The 25,787-nt window shown below is 31.0% G+C and carries 25 protein-coding genes; 21 read left to right on the top strand and 4 right to left on the bottom strand.

Annotation, left to right across the window (positions count from 1 at the left end; translation table 11 throughout):
* Window positions 1–4: 4 nt before the first annotated feature.
* The 20 genes from BUB80_RS05040 to BUB80_RS04945 all read left to right on the top strand — a co-directional run bounded on the left by BUB80_RS05040 (window position 5) and on the right by BUB80_RS04945 (window position 19,119).
* On the top strand, window positions 5–883 hold the full coding sequence (locus tag BUB80_RS05040) for a glycosyltransferase family 2 protein (RefSeq protein WP_073291528.1): 879 nt from the start codon (window positions 5–7) through the stop codon (window positions 881–883).
* Window positions 883–2,028, top strand: coding sequence for a glycosyltransferase (locus BUB80_RS05035; RefSeq protein ID WP_073291526.1), 1,146 nt, complete (start codon window positions 883–885; stop codon window positions 2,026–2,028). The genes BUB80_RS05040 and BUB80_RS05035 overlap by 1 nt, the downstream gene beginning before the upstream one ends.
* A 17-nt stretch (window positions 2,029–2,045) precedes the next feature.
* On the top strand, window positions 2,046–3,143 hold the full coding sequence (locus BUB80_RS05030; protein ID WP_083547057.1) for an EpsG family protein: 1,098 nt from the start codon (window positions 2,046–2,048) through the stop codon (window positions 3,141–3,143).
* Window positions 3,144–3,172: 29 nt separating this feature from the next.
* Window positions 3,173–4,444 (top strand): glycosyl hydrolase family 28-related protein, encoded by a 1,272-nt coding sequence (locus tag BUB80_RS05025; protein ID WP_073291521.1) that lies wholly within the window; start codon window positions 3,173–3,175, stop codon window positions 4,442–4,444.
* Entirely contained in the window at window positions 4,431–5,441 is a 1,011-nt protein-coding gene (locus BUB80_RS05020; protein ID WP_073291519.1) for a glycosyltransferase, read from the top strand. Before BUB80_RS05025 ends, BUB80_RS05020 begins: the two co-directional genes overlap by 14 nt.
* A 3-nt stretch (window positions 5,442–5,444) precedes the next feature.
* Entirely contained in the window at window positions 5,445–6,482 is a 1,038-nt protein-coding gene (locus BUB80_RS05015; RefSeq protein ID WP_073291517.1) for a polysaccharide biosynthesis protein, read from the top strand.
* A gap of 24 nt (window positions 6,483–6,506) precedes the next feature.
* The gene (locus tag BUB80_RS05010) at window positions 6,507–6,914 is read left to right on the top strand and encodes a WxcM-like domain-containing protein (protein ID WP_073291515.1); all 408 of its coding nucleotides are present in this window, start codon (window positions 6,507–6,509) and stop codon (window positions 6,912–6,914) included.
* A 2-nt stretch (window positions 6,915–6,916) separates the two neighbouring features.
* Window positions 6,917–8,035, top strand: a complete 1,119-nt coding sequence (locus BUB80_RS05005) for a polysaccharide biosynthesis C-terminal domain-containing protein (protein WP_073291514.1) — start codon at window positions 6,917–6,919, stop codon at window positions 8,033–8,035.
* Window positions 8,036–8,050: 15 nt separating this feature from the next.
* Complete coding sequence (gene wecB, locus BUB80_RS05000; RefSeq protein ID WP_073291512.1) at window positions 8,051–9,190, top strand: non-hydrolyzing UDP-N-acetylglucosamine 2-epimerase; 1,140 nt, start codon at window positions 8,051–8,053, stop codon at window positions 9,188–9,190.
* A gap of 5 nt (window positions 9,191–9,195) precedes the next feature.
* Window positions 9,196–10,392: a glycosyltransferase family 4 protein gene (locus BUB80_RS04995; protein ID WP_073291510.1), complete on the top strand. Its 1,197-nt coding sequence runs from the start codon at window positions 9,196–9,198 to the stop codon at window positions 10,390–10,392.
* On the top strand, window positions 10,392–10,997 hold the full coding sequence (locus BUB80_RS04990) for a sugar transferase (protein WP_073291509.1): 606 nt from the start codon (window positions 10,392–10,394) through the stop codon (window positions 10,995–10,997). The genes BUB80_RS04995 and BUB80_RS04990 overlap by 1 nt, the downstream gene beginning before the upstream one ends.
* Entirely contained in the window at window positions 10,984–11,970 is a 987-nt protein-coding gene (locus BUB80_RS04985; RefSeq protein ID WP_228433694.1) for an ATP-grasp domain-containing protein, read from the top strand. Before BUB80_RS04990 ends, BUB80_RS04985 begins: the two co-directional genes overlap by 14 nt.
* A complete protein-coding gene (locus BUB80_RS04980; RefSeq protein ID WP_073291507.1) occupies window positions 11,960–12,601 on the top strand; it encodes an HAD family hydrolase in 642 nt (213 codons plus the stop codon). Before BUB80_RS04985 ends, BUB80_RS04980 begins: the two co-directional genes overlap by 11 nt.
* Window positions 12,602–12,639: 38 nt before the next feature.
* The gene (locus tag BUB80_RS04975) at window positions 12,640–13,776 is read left to right on the top strand and encodes a DegT/DnrJ/EryC1/StrS family aminotransferase (protein WP_073291505.1); all 1,137 of its coding nucleotides are present in this window, start codon (window positions 12,640–12,642) and stop codon (window positions 13,774–13,776) included.
* Between the two features lie 14 nt (window positions 13,777–13,790).
* Entirely contained in the window at window positions 13,791–14,360 is a 570-nt protein-coding gene (locus BUB80_RS04970; RefSeq protein WP_073291504.1) for a sugar transferase, read from the top strand.
* Between the two features lie 33 nt (window positions 14,361–14,393).
* Window positions 14,394–14,939 (top strand): dTDP-4-dehydrorhamnose 3,5-epimerase, encoded by a 546-nt coding sequence (gene rfbC, locus BUB80_RS04965; protein ID WP_073291502.1) that lies wholly within the window; start codon window positions 14,394–14,396, stop codon window positions 14,937–14,939.
* A 95-nt stretch (window positions 14,940–15,034) separates the two neighbouring features.
* Window positions 15,035–16,336, top strand: coding sequence for a 30S ribosomal protein S12 methylthiotransferase RimO (rimO, locus tag BUB80_RS04960; protein ID WP_073291501.1), 1,302 nt, complete (start codon window positions 15,035–15,037; stop codon window positions 16,334–16,336).
* Window positions 16,337–16,753: 417 nt separating this feature from the next.
* Complete coding sequence (locus tag BUB80_RS04955) at window positions 16,754–17,410, top strand: hypothetical protein (RefSeq protein WP_073291499.1); 657 nt, start codon at window positions 16,754–16,756, stop codon at window positions 17,408–17,410.
* Window positions 17,411–17,428: 18 nt separating this feature from the next.
* Window positions 17,429–18,184 carry a hypothetical protein gene (locus BUB80_RS04950; RefSeq protein ID WP_073291497.1) on the top strand — a complete coding sequence of 252 codons (756 nt, stop codon included), beginning with the start codon at window positions 17,429–17,431 and terminating at the stop codon, window positions 18,182–18,184.
* A gap of 563 nt (window positions 18,185–18,747) precedes the next feature.
* On the top strand, window positions 18,748–19,119 hold the full coding sequence (locus tag BUB80_RS04945; protein ID WP_073291496.1) for a septal ring lytic transglycosylase RlpA family protein: 372 nt from the start codon (window positions 18,748–18,750) through the stop codon (window positions 19,117–19,119).
* Window positions 19,120–19,168: 49 nt separating this feature from the next.
* Here BUB80_RS04945 and BUB80_RS04940 read toward each other — a convergent pair whose 3' ends face one another.
* From BUB80_RS04940 to BUB80_RS04925, 4 genes are all read right to left on the bottom strand, one after another.
* The gene (locus BUB80_RS04940) at window positions 19,169–19,933 is read right to left on the bottom strand and encodes an exodeoxyribonuclease III (protein WP_073291494.1); all 765 of its coding nucleotides are present in this window, start codon (window positions 19,931–19,933) and stop codon (window positions 19,169–19,171) included.
* Window positions 19,934–20,012: 79 nt separating this feature from the next.
* Window positions 20,013–21,557, bottom strand: a complete 1,545-nt coding sequence (gene porX, locus BUB80_RS04935; RefSeq protein ID WP_073291493.1) for a T9SS response regulator signal transducer PorX — start codon at window positions 21,555–21,557, stop codon at window positions 20,013–20,015.
* Window positions 21,558–21,817: 260 nt separating this feature from the next.
* On the bottom strand, window positions 21,818–23,473 hold the full coding sequence (locus BUB80_RS04930) for a S41 family peptidase (RefSeq protein WP_083547055.1): 1,656 nt from the start codon (window positions 23,471–23,473) through the stop codon (window positions 21,818–21,820).
* A 33-nt stretch (window positions 23,474–23,506) separates the two neighbouring features.
* Window positions 23,507–24,280, bottom strand: a complete 774-nt coding sequence (locus tag BUB80_RS04925; protein WP_073291489.1) for an NYN domain-containing protein — start codon at window positions 24,278–24,280, stop codon at window positions 23,507–23,509.
* Between the two features lie 215 nt (window positions 24,281–24,495).
* On the opposite strand from BUB80_RS04925, the gene BUB80_RS04920 reads away from it, so the two are divergent.
* A complete protein-coding gene (locus tag BUB80_RS04920) occupies window positions 24,496–25,722 on the top strand; it encodes an HD domain-containing protein (protein ID WP_073291487.1) in 1,227 nt (408 codons plus the stop codon).
* Window positions 25,723–25,787: the final 65 nt, after the last annotated feature.

Genomic DNA, 25,787 nt, shown 5'->3' with positions numbered 1-25,787 from the left:
AAAAATGCAAAATTTAGATTGTTCTATTATATTAGTAAATTACAATACGTGCCAACTAACATTAGCATGCATTGATAGTATTAGAGAATTTTCGACCAGTTTCTCATATGAGATTATTGTAGTAGACAATGATTCATCAGATAATTCCGTAGAAGTACTGTCAAAATTACCGTATATTAAATTTATTGAGTTTGGTAAGAACGCAGGCTTTGGTGCTGCAAATAATTTAGGAGCTAAAAATGCTGTAGGTAAATATCTATTTCTGTTAAACACAGATACTATTCTAATTGATAATTCTATTAAAATACTATTAGATTTCTATAGGCATAATGAAGGGAAATTGAAAATTGGAACGTTGGGTGCTACTTTAATAGATGAAAATCAAAATATTATTAACAGCGGTGGAAATTTCCCTACTGTGGATAAGTATGTAAATGCATATTTGAGGAGACCTGTTAAAGAATATAAAATAGCAAAAAACGATGATTATCAACAGATTGATTATGTTACAGGTGCAGATCTGATGATTTCAAAGCGCATTTATGAGGAAATTGAAGGCTTTGATGAAAATTTCTTTCTATATTACGAAGAGACAGATTTACAAAAAAGAATACAGAGTTTAGGATATATAAATTATTTAATAACAACAACTAGAATTATTCATCTTGAAGGAGGAAGTGATTTTGGATCAACTGTGTCCAATTTTAAAAGAATTGTCATACATCAAAGTAGAAATCGTTTTCTTAGAAAACACGATGGAAAGAATTTCTTTAAATATATTTTTTTAGATTTTTTTATGACTATCGGAAGATTGGCGCTTAGAAACTATACTTGGAAGGAGAAAGTAACATTTTGTAAAGCAAATTTTAAGTCTTATTTTTAATGGGGAAGAGCGCTATTTTTATTGATTCAAATTCGATTGGAAATTTTCATGAAGTTTTCAACGCAGCCTTTTTTAAAATTTTAGAAGCGAGATTTGAAAACATACTATATTTATCTTCGAAATCTAGTTATGAAAATTTAAAGAACATCTTAGTAGACAATGATGTTAATTCTCATTCTAATAAAATTGAATTTAAAGAAATTAAGGTTTTAGAGGGAAGAAAATCACATCATATTTTTTCAAGAAAAATATACGCAAGTATTTTATTATTCTTCTTGTTATTAAAGTATAAAAATAGAGATGTTATTTTAGCAAATTTAAATGAATTTGGTACTTTATATTTTAACTTTATTTCAAATATTTTTAAAATTAATCTTACAATAATAGCACATGGTGAGTTAGAATATCTCATTCAGGATGTACCCAAAAATAAGCCTATCTTTGTTTATAAGAAACTACTTCAAAGATTTTTTAAAAATAAGATATCAAACAACATAAAGATTATTGCATTAGGAGCACCCATTCGCGAAAAACTTATTGAGTTATATCCTAAGAATAATGGTGCAGTTGTGAGTATGGAGCATCCTTATTTTTTTAAGAATGTACCTGGTGAAAAACAGTTTTCATTACCTGTCAAAATGGGAATTGTAGGTGCTATAGGAGAAAATAAAGGGATGCTTAGCTTTATTGAGCTTTCTGAAAGATTGAAAGATGTCATTATGGATAAGAAGTTGGAGCTATATGTTATAGGTAAGCATGGCTATAAAATAGAAAATTATCCTTTGCTAAATTTCATAACGAAAGCGAATACTATAATACCATCAAATGAATATAATGAAGCAATTAAAGAGTTGAATGCGATATTGTTTTTTTATAAACAAAACCAGTATCAATTAACGGCTAGTGGAGCAATTTTTGATGCTATCAATCACGAAAAGCCTGTAATTGCTATTGAAAATAATTATTTCAATCATATTTGTTCGTATGGAAAAATAGGATACTTATGTGAAGATATTAATGAAATGGAAAGTATCATCAGAAAGCTGATCAAACATGAGGTCAGTTTAGAATCAGTAAAAGAATTCAACGAATTAAAACACGCTTTTAGTTGGGAAAATATTAATTATCCAATTCAGGATGTTTAGAAAATGAATGTCATACTATGTATTTATATATAATTTTTGGATTAATTAGTTTGTTATCTTTTTCCGAGATGAATCTCGGAAGAAAGTTTGGGAAAATAGCTGCCATACCTATAATCTTAGTATTCTATTTGCTGTCATTTTTAAGATGGGAAAGAGGGACAGATTGGTCTGCATATAAATTCATCTTCGAAAATATGGCAAGTAATGAATACCTACAAATGATGTATGAGTTTTTGTTTATAAAGCTTAATTCATTTGTTTATTCTGCTACAGGGGATTTTTCGGTTTTATTATTTGTAGAAGCTTCAATCATCTTTTTTTGTTTTTTTTATATCATTAGAAAGTATTCAGAGGCTCCTATATTATCGGTTTTAGTTTGGTTTAGTGTATCGCTTGCTAGTATATTTTTTACAAGACAGGCAATTGCTGTTGCAATTTGTGTTTTAGCCCTAAATTTTATTATTCAAAGAAAATTATATCTATTTTTACTAACTGTTTTTATTGCGATGCTTTTTCATAAGTCTGCGTTAATATTTTTTCCGGCTTATTGGATATATAATCTTAATCTTTCAAAAAAGCAGATAATAGTTATTTTAATTAGTAGTTTTGTTTTAACATCTGTTGCTAGCTCATTACTCACAACCATAGGGAATAGTAGTTTAGGAGCATTATCAGAAAGAAGTAGCGCTTATATGGAATCTGGAGCAGATGAATCGTTTGGGTCTGGTTATTCACCTATGGAAACGATGATTAGAGGAGTCTCATATAGACTTTTCCTAATTGGAATTTTCATAATTTTTCTATTTAAAAATTATGAAAAAGTACAATTTAGAGGAATATTTAACCTGTACCTGATGAGTGTGGTGTTATTTATTTTATTTGTACCTATTTCTGTTGCTTTAATTCGTTTTTCAGGATATTATGAAATATTTCAAATTTTCTTGTATCCAATATTGATTTTACAAACCAAAAATAAAATAATTAAAAATTTACTATTACTGTTGTTGATTGTCTATTTAGGGTTCAAGTTTTATGGAGTTATTTTTGCATATAAAGATTTGTACATTCCATATAAATCTATTTTTAATAAAGAGTTTCCAGTTAAAGTTGGATAATATAAATTGAATTCATAATTAGTTAGCTTATGAAAAATATATGTTTAATCGTTTTGTTCTTTAATATTACATTTTGTTTTTCTCAAGATGTTAAGTATGTATCAATTAACGATGCTGTACAAAATAGTAAGAATATTAATTTAACAGAAAAGGTCTTTCTTCTTGATCAAAATGTAAATGAAGTGTTTGCTTTTGAAAAGTATGAAAGCCAACTTCCTAAAAACTATAATGCAGATCAGGTTATTTTCATTAATATAAAAGGGCAGCTATATAAAAGAAGTTTTTCTGGGAATATTAACGTAAAATGGTTTGGAAGCAAAGGAGACGGTAAAAATGATGATGTTGCAAGTATTCAAAAAGCAGTAGATTATCTTGCTGCTTTTGAGGGAGGAACTTTATTTGTTCCAAAAGGAATTTACAAGACTAGTAAGGCAATTGAAGTAAGGGATCCTTTTATTAGTATTATTGGGGAAGGAATTAATGTAACTGTTATCAACTGTTTGGCCGATGGAATTCGGCTTTCGCCTTATAAAGATGTTTCTAGCGCTAAAATAAGTGAATTAAGTATTCGTGGCTCTAATAAAGCGTCTACAACAGGCTTAATACTTAATAATTCAAATTTTTATTTTCTTGAAAAACTAAGAATTTCAAACTTTGATATTGGAATTAAGGGAACAACAGCTGTTAATAATAAAATACGGGATTTTTTTGTTGGTGCATGTAGAAAGGGAATCGTTTTTGAAAATGGGAGTTATTTTACTTCAATTACTGATGGTATAATTACAGGCTGTTCGGAAATAGGTATAGAAGAAAAGGGCTCAAGATTAATGATACAAAGAGTAGATATTGAGCAAATAGGTACTCTTAGAAATAAAGGATATGCAGAGGGAGGAATTGCCATTATGTGCGGTGCATCAACAGAAGTACGAGATTGTCATATTGAAACAACTGAAATAGGATTTGGTTTGAATAGTCCTGGTAATGTTATCATTGATAATTGTTTTCTTGGCTCAGGAAAGTATGGAGTAAAGCAAATTAACAATGATATAATTAATGGTAATTATTCTTTTAGTAATATGCGATTTGTTAATTTTGATACTGATTTTTATATTCCAAAAGTATCTATCTACAATATTTCCGAAGGATGTCTAGCCTATACAAGCCAAGGTAATCAGAAAAATCTTAAAATAGTTGCTACCAAGGAATTAGGTGTTTTAAGAAAATTAAAATACAATACAAATAGAAATTATGAAATAGAGTCTAATGTAAATACAATTTTGAATAATAATGTTACTAATTGATGCTTTGTATATTAACAATGGTGGTGGAAGAGTTCTTCTTGATTACTTAGTCCAAAAGTTAGTAGATCATAATGTAGAAGCTTTTTATCTTTTTGATGAAAGATGCTTAAATGATTTTAATTACATTCCGGCTGATCGAAGGCTGTATTTAAAAGCATCATTATCTAATAGATATACATTTTATAAAAATAATTTTCAAAAATTTACTAAAGTATTTTGTTTTGGAAATTTACCTCCAACTCTTCGGCTAGATATACCAGTTTATACGTATCTTCAACAGACTTTATATCTTAATGTCCCGAAAGAATTTAGTATTTTGCAAAGGTTATTGTTTAAAACAAAATCTTTTATTTTTTCTAAACTTTTAAAAAATACAGATTTTCTGTTGGTGCAAAGTAACTTGGTAAAAGAAGGTTTCTTAAAAAAATATAAATTTAACTCTAATAATGTATTAGTTCTACCATTTTATCCAAACCATGATTTAAAAGATGAAGAACGAGATAGGGAAGCAGACTCCTATATTTATGTAAGTGCAGGCACTCCACATAAAAATCATATTAGGTTATTAAATGCATTTTGCAAATTTTATGATGAAATAAAAAGAGGAAAATTATATGTAACAGTAGATTTTGACATATTTATTTCTCTTGGAGAATTAATTAAGGAAAAAATAGAACAAGGATATCCAATAGTTAATTTAGGATTTATTAAAAGAGAACAATTAATAAAACAATATAATAAAACCAAATATTTAGTTTTTCCGTCTTTAGAAGAAAGCTTTGGACTAGGCATTGTTGAGGCAATAGAATGTGGTTGTGAAGTTATAGGTGCTAATTTACCTTATACTTTTCAGGTGTGCGAACCAAGTATTACTTTTGATCCTTTTGAAGAGAAAAGCATTTATCTAGCATTGGTAGAAAGTATAAAAAATAACGTACATTCAACACAACAAATCATTAAAAATGAAATAAACCAATTGATTAAATTATTAAATTAAGACATGCAACAAATAAAAAATAAAATACTATTAATTACAGGTGGAACAGGTTCTTTTGGAACAGCTGTTTTGAATCGTTTTTTACAAACAGACCATTTTAAAGAAATTCGTATCTTTTCTCGTGATGAGAAGAAACAAGATGATATGCGAAATCTTTATAAGGATGATAAAATTAAATACTACATCGGTGATGTTCGCGATTACAGTTCAGTAGAACCTGCGACACGTGATGTAGATTATATTTTTCATGCTGCAGCATTAAAGCAAGTACCTTCATGTGAATTTTTTCCAATGCAAGCTGTAAAAACTAATGTTGAAGGAACTCAAAATGTAATTCGCGCAGCTGCGGCTAATAAGGTTCAGAAAGTAATATGTCTTTCAACGGATAAAGCGGCATATCCAATTAATGCAATGGGAATTTCTAAAGCAATGATGGAAAAAGTTGCGGTTGCAGAAGCTAGAAATCTTACCGATACTGTAGTTTGCTTAACACGTTATGGTAACGTTATGGCATCCAGAGGATCGGTTATACCTTTGTTTTTAAATCAAATTCAAAAAGGGGAACCTATTACAATTACGGATCCTAATATGTCACGATTTTTCATGTCATTGGAAGACGCTGTTGATTTGGTTTTATTTGCTTTTGAAAATGGAAACCCAGGGGATTTATTTGTTAACAAAGCGCCGGCAGGAAGTATTAGAGATTTGGCTCAGGCATTAATCGAAATGACAGGAAAAGAAATTCCAGTTAAGATTATCGGAACACGTCATGGAGAAAAATTATATGAAACGCTTTGTACACGTGAAGAAATGACTAAAGCGGAAGATATGGGAGACTTTTACCGTATTCCTGCTGATAATCGTGATCTAAATTATGATAAGTATTTTTCGGAAGGTGAAGAAGATATTTCCAAAATAGAAGATTATCATTCTCATAACACAGAACAGCAAGGGGTTGAAGGTCTTAAAAAGTTGATTTCTAAACTGCCACTTATCCGAAAAGAAATTTTTGGAGAAGATGTTATGCAATATCCATATTAATTGGAGATTTGAAATTCAGAAATTATGATTCTAGCTGGTAAGAAACACGAAGATGATAGAGGCATTATTACTTTTAATAATGAGTTTGACGCTTCTGAGATTAAGCGTATTTATACCATAGAGAATCATTCTACTGAGTTTATAAGAGGATGGCAAGGACATAAAATAGAACAACGTTGGTTTGCTTGCATGAAAGGTGAGTTTGAAGTTTCAGTTATTCAAATTGATGACTTTGCTCAGCCTTCAAAAGATTTAATGATTACGAAATATCGATTAGATTGCGAATCCCTAACTTATCTGCATATTCCTGGGGGTTATATAACCTCAATTCAAGCAAAAAAAGAAGGAAGCAAATTACTTGTTTTGGCAGATTATGCTTTGGGCCAAATCCAAGACGAATACCGATTCTCATTAGATTACTTTAAAAAATAACTATGAAAAAAATAGGGATTACTGGACAAAAAGGTTTCGTTGGAAGCCATTTATATAACACTTTGGGATTATTTCCAGAAGAATTTGAACGTGTTGATTTTCAAAAAGAATTCTTTGAAGACAACGATAAGCTAGATGAGTTCATTAAAAAATGTGATATTATTGTTCATTTAGCAGCAATGAATCGCCATGATTCTGAGCAAATGATTTATGAGACAAATATAGCTTTGTGCAATAAGTTAGTAACATCATTAGAAAGAACTAATTCTAAAGCTCATGTTTTAATTTCTTCTTCCACACAAGAAGAACGTGATAACTTGTATGGAAAATCAAAACGTGAAGGTCGTGAAGCTATTGTAAACTGGGCAAATGAAAATAGTGGAAAAGTAACAGGATTAATTATTCCAAATGTTTTTGGAGCCTTTGGCAAACCTTTTTATAATTCATTTATTGCTACTTTTTGTTATCAATTAACGCATGGCGAAATGCCAACAATTGCGAACGATGGAGAAGTTAAATTGATTTATGTCCAGGAATTAGTCATGAAAATTATTAATGAAATTCAATCAGAAAAAAGCCAACCAGAATTATTCATAGAGCCAACTTCAACTAAAAAAGTTTCAGAAGTTTTAGCTTTATTGAATGATTATAAAACAAAATATTTTGATAATGGAGAGATCCCGGTTCTGAACGATAAATTTGAACATAATCTGTTCAACACATATCGTTCTTATATGGACTATAAAACACATTTCCCTGTTAAATTTACACAACATACTGACCCTAGAGGTGCGTTTGTAGAAGTAATTCGCTTAGGAATTGGTGGACAATGTTCTTTCTCAACCACAGTTCCGGAGATTACCAGAGGAAATCATTATCACACCCGTAAAATTGAAAGATTTGCTGTAATTAAAGGTAAGGCTTTAATTCAATTAAGAAAAATCAATACAGATGAAGTTTTAGATTTTTATTTAGATGGAGTAGAACCGGCTTATGTAGATATGCCAATTTGGTACACTCACAATATTAAAAATGTCGGGAACGAAGACTTATATACTATTTTCTGGATTGATGAACCTTTTAATCCAGAAGACGCAGATACTTATTTTGAAACGGTTTAATAGTTAAACATAAAAATGAAAAAATTAAAAGTAATGACGGTCGTTGGGACACGTCCAGAAATTATTAGATTATCAAGAGTATTATCAGCTTTGGACGCATCCGAAGCTGTTGAACATATTATAGTCCATACGGGACAAAATTATGATTACGAGCTTAACCAAATTTTCTTTGATGATTTAGGGCTGCGTAAACCTGACTTTTTTTTAGAAGCCGCTGGTAAAACGGCAACGGAAACTGTAGGAAATATTTTAATTAAGATTGATCCACTTTTGGAAGAATTAAAACCTGATGCTTTCTTAATTTTAGGAGATACCAATTCGTGTCTTTGTGCAATTCCTGCTAAAAAAAGACATATTCCAATTTTCCATATGGAAGCAGGCAACAGATGTTTTGATCAGAGAGTTCCTGAGGAAACCAATCGTAAAATTGTGGATCATACAGCAGATATTAATCTTACCTATTCTGATATTGCTCGTGAATATTTATTAAGAGAAGGCCTTCCTGCAGATAGAATCATTAAGACCGGTTCGCCGATGTTTGAAGTTTTAAATCATTACTTATCAGATATTAAAGCTTCTAACGTTTTAGAAAAGCTAAACCTTGAAAAAGGCAAATTCTTTGTAGTATCATCGCATCGTGAAGAGAATATAAACTCTGAAAAGAATTTCCGTGGATTAATGACATCTCTCAACGCTATTGCAGAGAAATATCAGTACCCAATTATTGTTTCTACACATCCTAGAACACAAAATATGATCAACAAGATGGAAATTGAAATGCGCCCTGAAATTCAGTTTTTAAAGCCACTTGGTTTCCACGATTATAACGCATTGCAAATGAATGCTTATGCATGCCTTTCAGATTCAGGAACAATTTCTGAAGAGTCATCTATCTTAAATTTTAGAGCTTTAAATATTCGTCAGGCGCATGAGCGTCCAGAAGCAATGGAAGAAGCTTCAGTAATGATGGTGGGGTTATCTCCTGAAAGAATCATGCAAGGATTAGCTCAGGTATTACAACAAAAAGTAGGTGAAGAAAGAAACTTCAGACCGGTATCAGATTATTCAATGCCAAATGTTTCAGAAAAAGTAGTAAGAATTATTATTTCTTACACAGATTATATCAAAAGAACAGTTTGGTCTGAAGAAATATAAGATATATGAATGTTATTTTTCTCACGTTAGCTAGTATAAATTCGGTTGAACAGCGAGGTATCTATCAGGATTTGTTGCGCAAGTTCAGAGATGAAGGTCATGACGTTACCATTGTTACCCCTGTGGAAAGACGTCAGAAAGTTTCTACGAATTTTAAGCAACAAGAAGGTGTTTCGATACTTCAGGTTAAAACATTGAATATCCAAAAAACGAATATTGTTGAAAAAGGTATTGGAACTTTGGCAATTGAATTTCAGTTTTTGTCGGCCATAAAGAAGTATTTGGCTCACAAAAAGTTTGACTTGGTATTGTATTCAACACCACCTATTACGTTCGCGAAAGTAATCGAGTTTATAAAAAAAAGAGATAATGCTTACAGCTATTTATTATTGAAGGATATTTTTCCTCAAAATGCAGTAGATATGGGAATGTTGAAAAAAGAAGGCTTTATCCATCAACAATTTTTGAAGAAAGAAAAAAAGCTTTACCAAATTTCTGATACAATAGGATGTATGTCTCCGGCAAATGTCAATTTTGTAATAACACATAATCCAGAAGTAAGTCTGCAAAAATTAGAAGTAAACCCGAATACCATTGAGCCGATAAATTTCAATTATTCCAATGATGAAAAAAAAGCTATTCGTGAAAAATACAATATTCCTGTAAATAGGAAAGTCTTTGTTTATGGGGGGAATTTGGGCAAACCTCAAGGTTTAGATTTCTTATTAGAAACAATTGAAGCTACAACAAATGAAGAAGCTTTTTTCTTAATCGTTGGAGATGGGACAGAATTTGTAAGAATTAAAGAATGGTTTGATATAAACCAACCTAAAAATGCTAAACTTTTGCAGCGTCTTTCTAAAGAAGATTATGATAAAATGTTAGCCGCATGTGATATTGGATTGATATTCTTGGATAAAAGATTTTTAATACCTAATTTTCCTTCACGGTTATTATCTTATTTAGAAATGAAGATGCCGGTTTTAGTAGCAACCGATCCGAATACAGATATTGGTGATATTGTAGAGGAGAATAGATGTGGATATAAAGTATTATCAGGAAATCAGAAATCTATGCAAGATAGTGTAAACAAAATATTAAATGAAGATCTGATAGTTTTAGGGAGTAATGCTAAAAAACTGCTTCTAGATAAATATACTGTTGATAAGTCTTATTTTTTGATATATAGCAAATTAAAATAATGTATAAAAATAATTTTAAACGTTTTATCGATTTTTTTGCTGCGTTAATTGGATTAATACTGCTTTCTCCAATTTTTATAATCGTTACTATTGGTTTATATTTAGCTAATGATGGTAAGCCTTTCTTTTTTCAGTTTCGTCCAGGAATGAATGAACGCATTTTTAAAATCATAAAGTTCAAAACAATGAATGATAAAAAGGATGCAAATGGTGATTTATTGCCAGATGCTGACCGTTTGACAGGAATTGGTGCTTTTGTGCGGAAAACGTCCTTGGACGAAATTCCGCAATTAATTAATGTTTTGAAAGGAGATATGGCACTAATAGGACCAAGACCTTTATTACCTCAATATCTTCCTTTGTATAATTTGGAACAAAAAAGGAGACACAAAGTTAGACCGGGTATTACAGGTTGGGCACAAGTGAATGGACGAAACGCAATTTCTTGGAAACGGAAATTTGAACTTGATGTTTGGTATGTAGAGCATATTTCCTTTTTGCTAGATGTTAAAATATTTTTTCTTACTTTAAAGAAAGTATTTGTACGAGAAGGAATCTCACAAGAAGGACAAGCAACAATGGAAGTATTTAATGGAAATAATTAAGATGAATCAAAACATATTAATCACTTCAGCGGGACAACGTGTTTCTTTAGTGAAGGCATTTCAGAAAGAAATAAAAAAACTTAATCAAAATAATAAGGTTTATACTGTAGATTTAAATCCTATATTGGCACCAGCTTGTCATATCTCTGATGGATACAGAACTGTAAATCGAGTAACGGATCCTAATTATATTTCAGAGCTTATTAACCTCTGCAAAGAATTAAGCATAAGATTAATTATACCAACAATTGATACTGAATTATTAGTATTAGCAGAGAACAGAGAATTGTTTTTAAAAGAAGGAATTATTCCTATTGTATCTGGGCTTGAGTTTGTAAAAGCGTGTCGAGATAAAAGGATTATCAATCAATTTTTTATTGAAAATAATATTGATATTCCTAAAAATTTAGACAAAAATAATCTTTCATTTCCTTTATTTATAAAACCATATGACGGTTCTTTAAGTAAAGATACCTTCCTTATCGAAAATGAATCAGATCTTACGGATTATCATTTTCAAAATCCAAAATTGATGTTTATGGAGTATATTAATCATGCACAATACGATGAATATACAGTAGATACTTATTTTGATAAAAATGGAAATTTAAAATGTATTGTACCTAGGAAAAGAATTTTTGTTCGTGCTGGAGAAGTTAATAAAGGTGTTACAAACAAAAATGAAATTGTAGATTATATTAACCAACGATTGTCTCACATTGAAGGTGCTGTTGGTTGTTTGACTATGCAGTTTTTCTTTAATCAAGAATCAAAGCGAATAATAGGAATTGAGATTAATCCAAGATTTGGAGGAGGTTACCCATTGAGTTATTTGGCAGGAGCTAATTATCCTAAATATTTAATTGACGAATATATTTTAGGGAATTCTATTGAATATTTTAATGATTGGGAAGATAATTTGTTGATGCTTCGATATGATGATGAAGTTTTAGTTCGTAATTATGAAGACTAAGTATATTATTTTTGACTTGGATGACACATTAATGTATGAGGTTGATTATCTAAAATCTGCTTATAAAGAGATTGTATCAATTGTAGATAATGAAATTCAAGAAAAACTCTATGAAGAAATGTTTTCAAAATATAAAGAAGGTGAAAATGTTTTTGAATTTTTAAATACTCAATATTCAAAATTTGAAGTAAAAGATTTATTAGAGATTTACCGAAATCATTATCCCAAAATTCATTTAAATGAGAATGCTAAAGAACTGCTTTTAAATTTAAAAAATCAAGGATATAAAATAGGCCTTATCACTGATGGCAGATCTGTAACTCAACGAAATAAATTAAATGCTTTGGGTGTTGAAACAATATTTGATAAAATAATTGTCTCAGAAGAATTTGGATCTACTAAACCCGACCAAAGAAATTATTGTGCCTTTATCGAAGAGGGAATAGATGACTATTATTATATTGCAGATAATCCTAAAAAAGATTTTGTGACCCCTAATACATTGGGATGGATAAGCATTTGCTTATTAAATAATGGTCAAAATATTCACCCACAGAATTTTGAATTGGAAGACGAATATTTGCCAAAATATAGAATTAAAAATTTAAATGAGATAAGTAAACTTATATAAAGTCGAATAAGTAATTTTGCACTAGAAAAAACAAAATAATGTCAGAAAAAATATGGTTATCCTCTCCACATATGGGAGGAACAGAATTAAAATACATTCACGAAGCATTTTCCGAAAATTGGGTAGCACCACTTGGGCCTAATGTTAATGGTTTTGAAGAAGATTTAGAGAGATTTTTAAATCAAGATGTAAAAGTAGCTGTTTTATCTGCGGGAACTGCAGCAATTCATTTGGCTTTAATTGAATTGGGTGTTGGTTATGGAGATGAAGTTATTTGTCAATCCATGACATTCTCTGCAACGGCAAACCCTATTGCATATCAAGGTGCAACTCCCGTTTTTGTAGATTCCGAAACTGAAACTTGGAACCTTTGTCCAAAAGCATTGGAAGAAGCCATACAAGACAGAATTGCAAAAGGAAAAACTCCTAAAGCTATTTTGGCTGTTCATTTGTATGGAATGCCTTATAAAGTAGACGAAATATCTGCTATTTCCGAAAAATATAACATTCCTGTAATTGAAGATGCAGCTGAAGCATTAGGTTCAACATACAAAGGAAAAGCTGCCGGAACTTTCGGTCGTTTTGGAGTATTATCCTTCAATGGAAATAAAATTATTACTACTTCTGGAGGAGGGGCATTAGTTTGCCATGCTCAAGAAGATAAAGATAAAGCTGTATTTTTATCAACTCAGGCACGAGATAACGCTCCACACTATCAGCATTCACATATCGGTTTCAATTATAGAATGAGCAATATTGTTGCAGGAATTGGACGAGGTCAGATGGAAGTCTTGTCAAGTCGTGTTGAAGCGCGAAGAGCGATGCATGAGTTTTACGTTAATTTATTCGCAAACATAGATGGAGTAATGGTTTTCTCTGAACCAAATGCAGATTATTACTCTAACCACTGGCTTTCTGCTATTGTTATAGATCCGGAAGTTACAGGGAAAACCCGCGAAGATCTTCGTTTAGCCTTTTTGGAAGATAATATCGAGTCAAGACCTTTGTGGAAGCCAATGCATCTTCAGCCTGTTTTTTTCAATGCACCTTATTATGGTGGAAAAGTAGCGGAGGAACTATTTGATAACGGATTATGCTTGCCTTCAGGTTCTAATTTATCTGACGAAGATAGAGAAAGAATATCAAACGTGATTAAAGTATACTTTGGATCTTAATTTCTTAAAATAAAATGAATCAGTATAAATATTGGAAAATTATTTTTGATTTTATCCTTGCGATAACCTTGACTGTTTTTCTGATACCATTGTTGATTATTTTATTTATCATTGCAAGTCTAGATACTTCCTCCAATGGTCTTTTTTTTCAAAAAAGGATTGGGCAATATGGGAAAAATTTTATCATTTTCAAATTTAAAACTATTCACGAAAAGAATAGGAGTTGTTCAAAAATAGGAAAGACGCTTAGAAAATTTAAATTGGATGAGCTTACCCAATTATTGAATATTATAAAAGGAGATATGAGTTTTGTAGGGCCTCGCCCTGATATTGAAGGATATTATGACAGATTGGAAGGATATGAAAGAAAGATTTTAGAGTTAAAGCCAGGATTAACCTCTGAAGCGAGTATTAAATATAGTAATGAAGATGTTTTGTTAAGATCTAAAGAAAATCCTCAGTCTTATAATGACGAAGTAATATTTCCAGATAAGGTAAAAATGAATTTAGATTATTTAGAAAATATATCTTTCAAAGAAGATTTAAGAATTTTGTGGAAAACGTTTTTCAAAATAATAAAGTAAATTTGTAGATATTTTATAAACTGCATTGAAAAAATGAAAATAAAAGAAACACCGCTTAAAGATTGCTATATAATTGAGCCTACTATTTTTGAAGACGACAGAGGCTATTTCTTTGAGAAATTTAATGAAAAAAAATTTGAAGAATTAACAGGAATGAATGGACATTTTGTTCAAGACAACATATCTAAGTCTTCTTATGGAGTTCTACGAGGTTTACATTTACAGAAAGGAGAACATGCTCAGGCTAAACTTGTTTCATGTTTAGAAGGTAAAGTTTGGGATGTTGCTGTTGATCTTAGAGAAGATTCTCCCAGCTTTGGAAAATGGTTTGGAATAGAACTTACAGAAGAAAATAAACTTCAATTATATGTTCCGAGAGGATTTGGTCATGGTTTTTCGGTTTTAAGTGAGACTGCCGTATTTGCATATAAATGTGATAACTTTTACAACAAAGAATCCGAAGGAAGTGTGAAGTTTGATGATTCTGAACTTAACATTGATTGGAAAGTTGATCCAGCTGATATGATTCTTTCGGATAAAGATAAAAATTCGCCAAGCTTTAAAGAGAATAACTTTTAATTAGCATATTGAAAACCACTTTATTAAAGTGGTTTTCTTTTTTTTAATTCATACTCTTCAATATTTCGTATCTTTGCAGACTCAAAATCAAAAAGATGCGTACAAAATCCATAGGTAAAAAGAAAATTAATATTGTCACTCTTGGCTGCTCAAAGAATGTATATGACTCTGAAGTGTTGATGAGTCAGTTGAAAGCGAATGGGAAAGAAGTAGTACATGAAGACCGTGGAGATATTGTCGTAATCAATACTTGTGGATTCATTGATAATGCTAAAGAAGAATCCATCAATACAATTCTTGAGTATGTGGAAGCTAAAAATAGAGGAGAGGTTGAAAAAGTTTTTGTAACAGGATGTCTTTCTGAAAGGTATAAACCGGATTTAATTAAGGAAATTCCTGATGTTGATCAATATTTCGGAACAAGAGATTTACCTATTTTATTAAAGCATTTGGGTGCAGACTATAAACATGAATTAGTAGGAGAACGATTAACAACTACTCCTAGACATTATGCTTATTTAAAAATATCTGAAGGTTGTGACAGACCATGCTCTTTTTGTGCAATCCCTTTGATGCGTGGTGCTCATACTTCTACTCCTATTGAAAAATTAGTTTCTGAAGCTCAAAAACTAGCAAAAAAAGGAACCAAAGAATTAATTTTAATTGCTCAGGATCTTACTTATTATGGTTTAGATATCTATAAAAAGCGTGCACTTGGAGATTTATTAAAAGAACTTGTAAAAGTTGAAGGTGTAGAATGGATTCGTCTTCATTATGCTTTCCCAAGTGGCTTTCCTGAAGATGTTTTAGATATCATTAGAGAAGAACCTAAAGTTTGTAATTATATAGATATTCCACTTCAACACATCAATTCAGACTTATTAAAGTCCATGAAAAGAGGGACTACTCATGAAAAGACAGATGCACTTCTTGCTAAATTCAGATTGAAAGTTCCGGATATGGCAATTAGAACCACTCTAATTGTTGGATATCCTGGAGAAACTGAAGAGAGATTCCAAGAGATGAAAGAATGGGTTAGAGAACAAAAGTTTGATAGATTAGGGTGTTTCACATATTCTCATGAAGAAAATACTACGGCTTATGTTTTGGAAGATGATATTCCTCAAGAAGTAAAAGAAGCTAGAGTAGAAGAGATCATGGAATTACAGTCTCAGATTTCTTGGGAAAAGAATCAAGAAAAAATTGGAAAAATTTTCAAATGTGTGTTTGATAGAAAAGAAGGTAATTATTTCATAGGAAGAACAGAATATGACTCCCCTGATGTGGATAATACAGTTTTGGTTTCTGCAGATAATACTTATATTTCTATTGGTGAATTTGCTGAGGTGAAAATTACTTCTGCAGAAGAGTTTGACCTATATGGTGAGTTAATTTAAAATAAATCCTTTATTAAGGATTTATTTGTATATATTTAACCTATTGTATTAGAAATAGATATTGTTTTTCCATATTAATGAAATTTAACAGATTTTATTAAATTTTAATAAATCCATAAGTGCTTGATTTTAAGTGTGTTTTGTTTTATTGGTGTTGGTTGAGAAAAACTTTTTATGCAAGATTATTGCAATTAAATAATAAAGTACTAACTTTGCAATATGAATAGATTTTTATAATGCTATTTATTGAACGTTAGGTATTTAAAAAATTAAATCGAAAATAAAACATTTTTGAGACTGTTCTCCTTATAGTTTGTTTTAGTTTTTTTTTAATTAAAGAGCAAATTTGGGATAAATTATCCCTTTTGAATATAAATATCATTGATGAAAAATGTAATTTAAAATCTTTAAAAACTTATGAAAAAAATTTTATTAACAGCGTTTGTTCTTGCTAGCATGACAGCGCTTACTAAAGCTCAACAGGGGCGTGTGGGGATTAACACAACTACACCTGCCGCTACTTTAGATGTTGTAGCAAACACTACAGACGCTACAAGACCTGACGCGCTTTTAGTCCCTCGTATGGCACGAACTCAGTTGTATGCTAAAGATGCAGCATATACTGCGGCTCAAAATGGTGCTCTTGCTTTTGTAACTGCTATAGATGGTACTGCAACAGCTAAGACAGCTAATGTTACTGCAACAGGATTCTATTACTATGATGGTACAAACAATGTTTGGACTGCTGTAGGAGGTGGTGGCGCTGCTACTCCTCAGAGGTATGAAGTTATTAGAGGAACTGCAACTGCGGTTAATGCTAGTTATACAGCTGCAAATACTGACTTCTTCTTAGTAACAAATGCTGCGGGTGGGATTACAATTACATTACCAGCTGCTGATGCTACAAACTCAGGTAGATTAGTTGTTATTTCCAATCAGAACACTACTGCTTCTACAGTTACTGTAGTAGCTGCTAATGCTGTTCCGGTTGCAGGTACTGCTACAGTTTTACAATTTAGAGGGAAACAATTTATATCGGATGGTACAAAGTGGGTTTCAATTTCTTATAATTAACATTTAAAATCCAATACAATGAAAAAAATAATTTTATTTAGCATAGTATGTTTCCTTTCTTCGAATTTGTATCATTCACAAATTGCAACTAATCAACAAACTGTTGCTACAGTTACTGATGAGAACCCATTTTTAGATGCAAGTTCAAATTTTGATCCAAGTGCTAACTCATCTAATACAATAGGAAAAGGATTAGTATACCCAAGAACAAATCTTACTACTTGGGTTTTTAAGACAGATAATGTTGATGGTATTAACTTTCCTACTGGATTTGACGGTATGATTGTTTACAATACTGGAACTGGTAATACTTTGACAGGTGCTAATAACCCTAGTGCTGCATCTAATGTTGCTCCTGGTTTCTATTATTTCTCTAATCCTATGGCTGCTGGTAGTGCTACAGGTGCTGCTGCTGTGGCAACAGGGAGATGGCTTCCATTAGGAGCTAGTCCAAAATTCAATGTAACAACTGCTGAAACATCTACTAATACTTTAGTAAATGGTGGTCAGGTATACGCTAAAAAAGGAACATTTACTGTAAGTGGAACTTCTACAGCTCCTACAACTTATACGCCAGCTGCTATTACAGTTCCTGCTAGTGGGACTGCTAGTATTTACAGAGTAACTGTTTTTAAAGCAGGTACGGGTAGTGTTTTTGCAAACGGAGTTTATTCTTATGATATTAGTAACGGTAACCTTATTACAGGTTCTCCAAGTATGTCTGTAGTTTATCCTGCCGGAACATATGATTATGTTGTAGAATATACTAAATAAGGTATATCTACATTTTAAATATAAGACCAATGAGATTTCTCATTGGTCTTTTTGTTGACTTAATATAAAAGTAATATTTCATTAGCTTGTATATTTAAATGGGTGTTCTAAGAGAATAATAGGAATAGGATAGTGTTTAAAGAGTTTAATATCTTATTAGAAGAGTATATGCTACAAAGTAAAGATGGCAAATTTTGAAATTGAATCTTTTTCTATTGAGTACCCTTTTTAAGTTTGCATTTGAGTGTTTATTTAAAGACTATAGAAAATATTAATCTTTTTCCTCAATATTTTAAGTTTTATTAAAAAATGTTAAAATGTTGATTTTCAGGAATTTTTAAAATGCGTTTTTTAAAATTATGCTTGGATTAGTTAATTATGTTAACATTTCAGCTTGTTTTTTAACACTTTTTAACAACCCCTTCTAAAAAGCCTATTAATAAGGACTTACAGAGGTTGTTGTGATAGAATTAGGTTTTTGTTAACGTTTTTTAACATTTGGAATGTGGACTTTACTAGATTCATGATACTTTTGCTGAGTCAAAACCAATAAAAATTTCAACATGGTGAAAAGATTCATTCTCGTAATCATAATGATGATTTCAAGCTTTGGTATTTATTCTTTCAAGAATAGTGCCACAGATGCGAAAAGAACAAGTTATGCATCGTACTACCACGATAAGTTTAACGGTAGAAAAACAGCCAGCGGAGAGATCTTTGATAATTCAAAGCTTACTGCAGCTAACAGAACGCTTCCATTTGGTACAACAATTAAAGTTACCAATCTGAACAATGGAAAAGAGGTGATAGTGAAGATTAATGATAGAGGTCCTTTCCATTCATCAAGAGCTTTAGATATGTCTAAAGCAGCGTTCGAAGAAATCGGAAATGCCGATCATGGTACGATTCCGGTGGAATATGAAATTGTCGATTAACATTTATGATTTAAATTGCAAAGCCAGCTTATTCAGCTGGCTTTTATTTTTATAGGTTAATCTCCACTAAAGCTGGACAATGATCTGAATGCACAGCTTCTTTTAAAATAACAGCCCTTGAAAGCTTTTCTTTTAATGAATAGGAAACGAAGTTGTAATCTAGGCGCCACCCTTTATTATTAGCCCTGGAATTCTGTCTGTAGCTCCACCAAGTATAATTATCAGGTTCATTATTAAAAAGTCTAAAGCTGTCTATTAATTCACATTCTTCGATAAAGCTGGTCATCCATTCTCTTTCCATGGGTAAGAATCCGGAAGTATTTTTTAAACCAACGGGATTGTGAATATCAATCGCTTCATGACAGATATTAAAATCCCCCGAAATAATAAGATTAGGAATTTCTTTTTTTAAGTTTTTTATATACTGTAGGAAATCATGACAAAACTGCATTTTAAATTCCAGCCTTTCAATATTTGAAGCGGAAGGTACATACACCGAGATTACTGAGTAATCATCAAAATCAGCACGGATAATTCTTCCTTCATTATCATAGCTTTCAATTCCACAACCATACTCTACATGATTAGGTTGTATTTTTGAAGCTATTCCGACGCCACTATAGCCTTTTCTTACTGCAGAATGCCAATAACTATGATATCCTGATTTTTCAAGACTTTCGATATCTATTTGGTCGTTTCCTGCTTTACTCTCCTGAATACAGATAACATCGGGATCAGCGGTTTTCAACCAGCCAAGAAAATCTTTGGTGAAAGCAGCCCTAATTCCGTTTACGTTGTAAGTAATTAATCTCATACTTCAAAATTATAAAAAAGAAGCGGAAAAAATCAAGTGATTTTTTCCGCTTCTTTTAAAAATTAAATAAACTATAAAACTATTTAGGTTCTAGAATACTTATTGGAATAATACATTCTTCCAATGAAATTCCACCGTGCTGATAGGTTTCTTTATAGTAGTTTACAAAATGATTATAATTTTTAGGATAAGCTAAGAAAATATTATTTTTAGCAAAAATATATTTTGAGCTTAGGTTTCCTTTTGGTAAGAATAATTTTTCAGGATTAGTAACTGCCCATACATCTCTGTCGTCATATGTTAAACTCTTCCCTGTTTTATAACGGATATTAGTAGATGTTTCTCTATCTCCAACTACTTTACTCGGTTTTTTAACATAAACAGTTCCGTGGTCTGTTGTAATAACCAATTTGAAACCACTTTCAGCTGCCAATTTGATAATCTTAATTAAAGATGAGTTTTCAAACCAGTTTGATGTTAATGAACGGAAGGTTTTATCATCACGAATCAATTGATCAACAATATGATTATCTGTTTTTGCGTGTGAAAGAATATCAATAAAGTTATAAACAATTACCAAAAGATCATTGTTTTTATGCTGATTGAAATCATCGTAGATCTTTCTTTCAAAATCTGCATTCAACACTTTTAGATATTTCATTGATTTAGATCCTAAACCAATTCTCTTCATTTGGTCTTCTAGGAAGTCGCGCTCAAATTCGTTTTTATTTCCTTCTTCATTATCATTAAACCATTTATCGGGAAAACGTTTTTCAATTTCCGAAGGCATTAATCCTGCAAAGAAAGAGTTTCTTGCATACTGTGTAGCAGTTGGAAGAATACTGTAATAATAATCTTCTGAAACTTTATTGTAGTACTTTGTGAATAAAGGTTCAATTACTTTCCATTGATCATAACGTAGATTATCAACCATTAGTAAAAGAACTTTTTCTTTTTCTACTTCCTGTTTTATTTTTTCCTTGAAAAGGGTGTGGCTCATTAATGGCTTTTCATTTCCATTTAACCAATCTTCGTAATTATTTTCAATGAATTTTGAAAACTGAATATTCGCTTCTTCTTTTTGTGACTGTAAAAGATCTGCAAATTCATTATCTGCAACTTTATCAAACTTGATTTCCCAATTAACGATCTTTTTGTAATATTCAGCCCATTCTTGGTAGGTTCTTAAATAAGAAAGTTCCATAGAAAGATTTCTGAATTCCTGTTGGTATTGCAAAATTGTCTTTTGCTCTACAAGATTGTCTTCCTGAAGATTTTTCTTTAATGATAATAAGATTTGATTCGGATTAACCGGTTTTAAAATGTAATCTGCAATTTGAGAACCTATGGCTTCTTCCATAATATGTTCTTCTTCACTTTTTGTTACCATTACTATTTTCAAAGAGTTATCTTTTTCTTTGATCATAGGGATTGCTTCAAGCCCAGAAATCCCGGGCATATTTTCGTCTATTAAAGTAAGAGCAAATTTTTCTGAATCTATCAATTCTAATGCCTCATTCACATTATTTACGGGAGTTACATGGTACCCCTTTTTTTCTAAAAATACGATATGAGGTTTAAGTAAATCTATTTCATCATCTATCCATAATATCTTTTCCGACATAATAATTTAATTTTTCATGGTGAGTACATCAAAATTGCGACCAAAAGCTTTTAAAATCAACGAAAACAGTAGTTTTAAAAGTTAAATCTTAGTTAAAAATATTGATGTTTTTTTATTAAAATAACTGACTATGAAGATAGATTATTTACACGATAAAAAGAATTGTTTTTAAATGAAAAGTCAATTGTTGTTTTTGTTATTATTTGATTGTGATATTTGTGAGAAAAACATTCACTGCAGAGGTTGCTTAAAGCGAATATTTATTTTCCTGTTTTTATATATTCCAAAGCTCTTTCCAGTACTTCGTCTTTTCCCTTTTTAATACCTTCTATGGTGGGCTTTATAATAATGTCTGGGATAATGCCGATTCGTTGAGTTTCTTTACCATCAGGATAATAGGCTCCCAATCCTGTAAAACTGGTTTCAAGATCAGCAATATTAAATCTTATGATATCTCCATTGGCTCCGGAAGTGTTACTGCCAATAATCTTTGCTCTTGGATGTTGTTTAAACATCATGGTGGTAGTTTCAGCTTGGCTCTGGGTATTTTCATCAACTAAAACCACTACATTTCCTTTGTAATAATTGGTGTTTTTCTGTCCAATACTATTTTTTCTGCTGTAGAACTGACTTAAATAGTTAGTTTCTGGGAAAGTGAACTGATAATAAATACTGTTTTCCGGAAGGAGTAATTTGCTTAATGGTAAAATGGTTTGCTTCGGGTAATTTCTTAAATCAAAAATAATGGATTCTGTTTCTTTTAAGTTTTTATACATTTCATCCAGATCTTTTCTTTCAATAATTCCCATATTAACAAATCCTATTTTTTTTTCACCATCAATAAATTTCCACTTTTCAGGAATAGTAGGCTTATCATTAATAATATCTTTTAAGAGATATGTTTTTACCTTAATTGCTAGGTTTTGTCCTTCTCTTTCAAGTTTAATATCAAGTGAATCTTTATTGGTGAAAAGAAAAAGAATTTTCACTTTCTTAATCTTCCCCCAAGAGTTGGAAGCGGGAATGTACTTTCCAAAACTATTGACCATTTGTGGAATCGTTTTGCCGTTTACGTCATAAATAACATCTCCAACTTGTAATGAATTTTCTTCATTCAGTTTATTGGAATTGATTTTAGTAACAATTAATTTTCCTTCTGCATAAGCATATTCTACAGGAATTTTTCTTCTGCCATATTGATTCAAACTAATGAATGGCGAAAATAAGAAAGCATGAGAATCATCCATTTTAGTTACTAATTCTGCTAATGTTAAATGATAAGTTTCAGTAGTATTAATTTTAATAAACTTAGGAATCATCTCTGTTAAAACATCATTCCAATTTTGGTCTGTTTTGTATTTATAGGGAAAAAAGTAGTCAACATAATTCCAATATCTGAATAATTCTAAAAGGCTAATTTCTTTAGAAGTAAACTTAGATCCATAAGAATTTTCATTCCTGAAAAATACTTTTCTTCCACCTTTTCCGAAATAATAATTGTCACCAATATTTCTATTATTTTGAATATAGCTAAGTTTTTGAGTCACATCTTCAGTGAATATAACTGGATCATTAATCCAATTTAGATCAAAATTTTTAAGAAAATAGACTTTGTTATCTTCCTTTTTACACTGCTCGCAAATTTCAACTTTCCCTAGGCTGCTAATCCAATTAGAGTACAGTTCGTTTAATTGATTTTTATCGTTTATTTTTTCGATTTCATTGAGTTTCTGAAAAAGTTGATGATCCCAATCCAGATTTCCTTTAGCAACATTCGGATGATAATATTTTAAAAATCCCCAAACTTTACAAAGTGATTCTAGCTTTTGAGTTTCAGATAAAGTTTGTGCAGAAAAAGTGATACTTAACAATAAAAGGATGAAAATAGAAAAACTTCTCATTAAGGAATAATGCATTATAATTTTTTGAAAGAGAGCAACAAGTAAATATTATTTTCTTTTTAATAAGGGATGGTTGGTTTCATTTCTTACCACTTCAAAATGGGTCAAGTCATCAAATAATTTTGATAAAGTGGAGTAGCCATACGTTCTGGGATCAAAGCTGGGATCAATCTTTCGGATGTTGGTGCCGAGTGTTGAAATAAAAGCCATATCATTTTCATTAGCAGAAATCTCAAATGCTTTTGAAATTATTTCTTCATCTTTTGGAGTTAAAAAGCTTGGATGTTGATAGGGTTTAGCATGAAGCACTTCTTTTTTTGAATGATCTTCTATTTTATTTTCCTTTGTCTTCTGAGTTTCTTCTTTGGGCTCTTTCTTGATTTTAGGAGAAATATTTTCGGTGTAGGTAAATATATCACAAGATTTTACAAAAGCTTCAGGCGTTTTCTTCTCTCCAATACCCATTACAAAAAGGCCTTCCTCACGGATTCTTTTTGCTAAACCGGTATAGTCGCTATCGCTTGAAACAATGCAGAAGCCTTCTACGCTTTTTCCGTGGAGAATATCCATTGCATCAATAATCAACGCTCCATCGGTAGAATTTTTTCCGCTGGTATATGAAAATTTTTGAATGGGGTTAATGGAGTAAAGATTAACAAGGTCTTTCCAGGAATTCATACCTTGAGAGGTCCAGTCTCCATAAATTCGTCTGATTGTAGCTTTGCCATATTTTGAAACCTCTTCAATCGTTTCCTTTAATAATTTGGCTTGCGCATTGTCACCATCAATAAGAAGGGCAATATTGAATTTTTTGTCACTCATAATTTTATGTATGTTTTAAGCAATAGTTGAAGGTTGCTCCATCCATTTAGGATTGTAATAAATTACAAATATTAATATAGCTAAATTTAATGAGATGGATAGTCTTATTCTGAAAATATTATGATTTTTAGTTAATTGTAAGATGATTATGAACGAAAGTTAAACAATGCTAAAATTTAAAATCCCTAACTTTGTGTATAAATACTGACGTTTCAATGCAGAATAAGCTTAAAATCATCAATGATCCTGTTCATGGATTCATCAAAATTCCTCACGAAATTTTATTCGACATTATAGAACATCCATACTTTCAAAGGTTGAGAAGAATTTCTCAGACTGGTCTTTTGAGTTTAATTTTTCCGGGAGCTACTCACACAAGATTTCATCATGCGTTGGGCGCAATGCACTTGATGTTTACGGCTTTGGAAACTTTGAAGCAAAAAGGGGTGAAGATTTCTGATGAGGAGGAGAAAGGAGCGATGTTAGCGATTTTAATGCATGATATTGGTCATGGTCCGTTTTCTCACGCATTGGAAAGTATGTTAATGGATGATTGGCATCACGAAAATCTTTCATTATTATTGATGAATAGATTAAATGAAGAGTTTAATGGTGAATTGAACGTTGCTATTGAAATGTTTCAAGGGAAATATCACAGAAAGTTTTTCAATCAGCTTATTTCTTCCCAATTAGATGTTGATAGGTTAGATTATTTAAAAAGAGATAGCTTTTTTACGGGGGTTTCGGAAGGAAATATCAATACACAAAGGATTATTTCGATGATGAACGTTTGTGAAGAAGGTGAATTAGTGATCGATGCAAAAGGAATTTATTCTATTGAAAACTTTTTGACAGCGAGAATGTTTATGTATTGGCAGGTATATTATCATAAAACTTCAGCTTTGGCAGAGTTTCTTTTGGTTAAAATATTAGAAAGAGCAAAATATTTAGTTTCTCAAGGAATTGATTTACCTGCAACAGAAAATTTGAAATATTTTTTATATCGAGGGAAAAGTTCGGCAACGGACGAAGATGTTGAAAGATTTACACAAATGGACGATAATGATGTTATTCAGGCGATGAAATCTTGGCAGAACTCCGATGATATCATTCTTTCTTATTGGTGTAAATGTGTGATACAAAGAAACCTTCCCAAAACCATTATTTCATCTCATCCATTTGATCCTAAGCTTATTGAAGAAAAAATAAAAAAGACCAATGAATTTTTTGGAATTGATAACGGTCAAGATCTGGTACATGAAATTAAGAGAAAATTATTGCCTTATGACACAGAAAAGCAACCGATCTATTTATTGCAGAAAAGTGGACTTAAACTAAGGCTTGACGAGTCTGAAGACCAGCTTTTATCAGGTTTGATCGTGAATAAAACAACAAGATATATTCTTACTTTTCCAAGAGACATCAACTCTTTGATTTCTTAAATAGTATTAAAATTCAAAATCATAAAACTAAAAAATGTTTGCGAATTATAGAATTTCTTATCTTT

The sequence above is a fragment of the Chryseobacterium polytrichastri genome (assembly GCF_900142445.1).
Lineage (GTDB): Bacteria > Bacteroidota > Bacteroidia > Flavobacteriales > Weeksellaceae > Chryseobacterium > Chryseobacterium polytrichastri.
The sequence above is the reverse complement of the archived record's forward strand: the minus strand, read 5'-3'. Positions and strand labels throughout refer to the sequence as shown.

Bases quoted from the DNA above. Each gene is read 5' to 3' on its own strand.
- BUB80_RS05040 (WP_073291528.1), top strand. From the start codon at position 5: ATGCAAAATTTAGATTGTTCTATTATATTAGTAAATTACAATACGTGC.
- BUB80_RS05035 (WP_073291526.1), top strand. From the start codon at position 883: ATGGGGAAGAGCGCTATTTTTATTGATTCAAATTCGATTGGAAATTTT.
- BUB80_RS05030 (WP_083547057.1), top strand. From the start codon at position 2,046: ATGTATTTATATATAATTTTTGGATTAATTAGTTTGTTATCTTTTTCC.
- BUB80_RS05025 (WP_073291521.1), top strand. From the start codon at position 3,173: ATGAAAAATATATGTTTAATCGTTTTGTTCTTTAATATTACATTTTGT.
- BUB80_RS05020 (WP_073291519.1), top strand. From the start codon at position 4,431: ATGTTACTAATTGATGCTTTGTATATTAACAATGGTGGTGGAAGAGTT.
- BUB80_RS05015 (WP_073291517.1), top strand. From the start codon at position 5,445: ATGCAACAAATAAAAAATAAAATACTATTAATTACAGGTGGAACAGGT.
- BUB80_RS05010 (WP_073291515.1), top strand. From the start codon at position 6,507: ATGATTCTAGCTGGTAAGAAACACGAAGATGATAGAGGCATTATTACT.
- BUB80_RS05005 (WP_073291514.1), top strand. From the start codon at position 6,917: ATGAAAAAAATAGGGATTACTGGACAAAAAGGTTTCGTTGGAAGCCAT.
- wecB (WP_073291512.1), top strand. From the start codon at position 8,051: ATGAAAAAATTAAAAGTAATGACGGTCGTTGGGACACGTCCAGAAATT.
- BUB80_RS04995 (WP_073291510.1), top strand. From the start codon at position 9,196: ATGAATGTTATTTTTCTCACGTTAGCTAGTATAAATTCGGTTGAACAG.
- BUB80_RS04990 (WP_073291509.1), top strand. From the start codon at position 10,392: ATGTATAAAAATAATTTTAAACGTTTTATCGATTTTTTTGCTGCGTTA.
- BUB80_RS04985 (WP_228433694.1), top strand. From the start codon at position 10,984: ATGGAAATAATTAAGATGAATCAAAACATATTAATCACTTCAGCGGGA.
- BUB80_RS04980 (WP_073291507.1), top strand. From the start codon at position 11,960: ATGAAGACTAAGTATATTATTTTTGACTTGGATGACACATTAATGTAT.
- BUB80_RS04975 (WP_073291505.1), top strand. From the start codon at position 12,640: ATGTCAGAAAAAATATGGTTATCCTCTCCACATATGGGAGGAACAGAA.
- BUB80_RS04970 (WP_073291504.1), top strand. From the start codon at position 13,791: ATGAATCAGTATAAATATTGGAAAATTATTTTTGATTTTATCCTTGCG.
- rfbC (WP_073291502.1), top strand. From the start codon at position 14,394: ATGAAAATAAAAGAAACACCGCTTAAAGATTGCTATATAATTGAGCCT.
- rimO (WP_073291501.1), top strand. From the start codon at position 15,035: ATGCGTACAAAATCCATAGGTAAAAAGAAAATTAATATTGTCACTCTT.
- BUB80_RS04955 (WP_073291499.1), top strand. From the start codon at position 16,754: ATGAAAAAAATTTTATTAACAGCGTTTGTTCTTGCTAGCATGACAGCG.
- BUB80_RS04950 (WP_073291497.1), top strand. From the start codon at position 17,429: ATGAAAAAAATAATTTTATTTAGCATAGTATGTTTCCTTTCTTCGAAT.
- BUB80_RS04945 (WP_073291496.1), top strand. From the start codon at position 18,748: ATGGTGAAAAGATTCATTCTCGTAATCATAATGATGATTTCAAGCTTT.
- BUB80_RS04940 (WP_073291494.1), bottom strand. From the start codon at position 19,933: ATGAGATTAATTACTTACAACGTAAACGGAATTAGGGCTGCTTTCACC.
- porX (WP_073291493.1), bottom strand. From the start codon at position 21,557: ATGTCGGAAAAGATATTATGGATAGATGATGAAATAGATTTACTTAAA.
- BUB80_RS04930 (WP_083547055.1), bottom strand. From the start codon at position 23,473: ATGCATTATTCCTTAATGAGAAGTTTTTCTATTTTCATCCTTTTATTG.
- BUB80_RS04925 (WP_073291489.1), bottom strand. From the start codon at position 24,280: ATGAGTGACAAAAAATTCAATATTGCCCTTCTTATTGATGGTGACAAT.
- BUB80_RS04920 (WP_073291487.1), top strand. From the start codon at position 24,496: ATGCAGAATAAGCTTAAAATCATCAATGATCCTGTTCATGGATTCATC.